This window comes from Phycisphaerae bacterium (assembly GCA_012729815.1).
Taxonomy (GTDB): Bacteria; Planctomycetota; Phycisphaerae; order JAAYCJ01; family JAAYCJ01; genus JAAYCJ01.
Genome location: JAAYCJ010000188.1, coordinates 1 through 2,140 on the forward strand (window position 1 = coordinate 1; position 2,140 = coordinate 2,140).

Consider the following 2,140-nt stretch of genomic DNA (forward strand, 5'->3'; position numbering starts at 1 on the left):
ACTCCCGGTATCCCGACAGAATCGGGTTGACCCGCGCGAACAGGTGCAGCGTCCGACGCAGCGCCCGCGGATCGCTCTGCATCTGATCCATCATCTCCGGTTCCTCCGACCGGACCGTCATGTCGGGCAGCCAGCCGATCATCACCACGCCCTCCTCCGAAACACCAGCACCTCCGTGACCCCCAGGTAGTATCGCCGCCCCGCGACCGGCTCGAACCCGGCGTCCTCGAACATCGCCCGCAACCTCTCCCGATCCGGAAACTGCCGAAGGCTCTCCGCGATATACCCGTACACCTCCCCGTTCCCGTGCAGCGCCCAGCCCCAAAAATCGCCCCACGTCCGCAGCAGCCAGTACTCCAGCCAACGGCCCGCCCGGCCCGTCGGCTTCGAAAAATCCAGCAACGCCGCCGTCCCGCCCGGCTTGCACACCCGCGCAATCTCACGCACCGCCCGTCCCACCGTCGGAGCATTGCGCAACGCATACCCGCCGGTCACCACGTCCACGCTCCCATCCGCCAGACCCGTCTCGCACATGTCCGCGCGGACAAACGCGACCCGTTCGCCGAACCGGTTGCGCCGACGCGCACGATCGAGCATCGCCTCGGTCAAATCCAACCCCACGATCCGGCCATCAAGATATCGCCGGGCCAGACCGAACGTCAGATCCCCCGTCCCGCACGCCAGGTCCAGACACACCGGCGCCGCCACATCCGGCAGCATCGCCACCAGACGCCGCTTCCACGCCCCGTCCCGTCCCAGCGACAACGCCCGCGTGATAAAATCGTACCGCGGAGCGATCTCCGTGAACATCCGCTCGTTGTACGCGAGCTTGCCCTCCGGAAAATGAATGTAATCGTGCATCCTCAGCGAAAACGTCCTTCTCACGATCCGCTCCCCGTTCTCTCCAGTTGTCCCCTCACGCCCGATGCGCCGGCCGACCTGGCCGCCAACCGCGTCATCAAACCCATCTCCACCGTCAACCCCGGTCCAAACGCCATCGCCGCCACCAGGTCGCCGTCGCCCGCGCCGACGTCCTCCAGTATCTCCTTGAGCACGAACAGCACCGTCGCGCTGCTCATGTTCCCAAACCGCCGCAGCACCGATCGCGAGGGCCCAAGCCCATCCGTCAATCCCAGCGAACTCTCCAGCTTGTCCAGGATCAGCTTCCCGCCCGGATGGATCGCCCAGCGGTCCACCTGGTCCACCGTCCACCCCGCCGCCGCCAGCGTCGGCTCGATCATCGGCCGCACGTTCGCCTCCAGAATCCGCGGCACGTACTGCGACAGCACCATCTCAAAGCCGCGCTCCCCGATCGTCCACGCCATCTCCGATTCGCTGTCCGGTACCAGCGTCGGGGCCAGATGGTCGATCCGCAACGCCGACCGATCCCGCCCCGGCCGCGCCGCGCTCACCACCGCCGCCGCGCCGCCGTCCGCAAAAATGGCGTCCGCCACGATCGCGTCCAGGTGTTCCGCCAACTGAACGTGCAGCGTGCACAACTCCACGCTCACCGCCAGCACCACCGCCTCCGGCTCCGCCTGGCAGATCGTCCTGGCCAGCCGCAATGCCGGAAACGCCGCGAAACAACCCATAAACCCCAGATGATACCGCTGAACCGTCGGCCGCAAACCCAGCCCCTGCACGATGTGGTAGTGCGGACCCGGGCTGTAAAACCCCGTGCACGACAGCGTCACCACGTGCGTCACCTCCCGCGGACCCACTCCCGCCGACGCCATCGCCCGACGCGCCAGATCCACGAACATCGGCTTGGACTCCGCCGTGAACATCTCGTTCCGCTCCCGAGTTGACGGCGTCGCCGCCGTCCCGTCCGCCGCCTCGCAAAAAAACGCCTCGCGGTCCCGGATCACGCTGTGACGCGTCTCGATCCCGCTCTCCCGATACACCCGATCGATCAGCCGAACCGCCCGCGGCGACCGACCAAGCCACCGCTTCATGTTGTCCCTGATGTACCCCTGCGCGTACCCCGCCGGCGGAACCGCACACTCGATGGCGTGAACATACACCCCCATTGAAAACCCCCCATACGACGACGAGCGCCCGAATTCCCCTCGATCACACCTACAGCCTATAATACCGACCCGCTTCCGTCAAGCCCGTCGGCGTCCCCCTCTTTCCCGCC

Annotated in this window: 3 protein-coding genes; all 3 read right to left on the bottom strand. The window is 66.7% G+C overall.

The annotated features are described in order from the left end of the window. Positions 1-145 (bottom strand): hypothetical protein (locus GXY33_12740; GenBank protein ID NLX05999.1); only part of this gene is annotated, 145 nt, incomplete at its 3' end. Further along, positions 142-885 (bottom strand): ubiquinone/menaquinone biosynthesis methyltransferase, encoded by a 744-nt coding sequence (locus GXY33_12745; GenBank protein ID NLX06000.1) that lies wholly within the window; start codon positions 883-885, stop codon positions 142-144. The genes GXY33_12740 and GXY33_12745, both read right to left, overlap by 4 nt. After that, positions 882-2,030: a type III polyketide synthase gene (locus GXY33_12750; protein NLX06001.1), complete on the bottom strand. Its 1,149-nt coding sequence runs from the start codon at positions 2,028-2,030 to the stop codon at positions 882-884. Before GXY33_12750 ends, GXY33_12745 begins: the two co-directional genes overlap by 4 nt. Between the last annotated feature and the right edge of the window lie 110 nt (positions 2,031-2,140).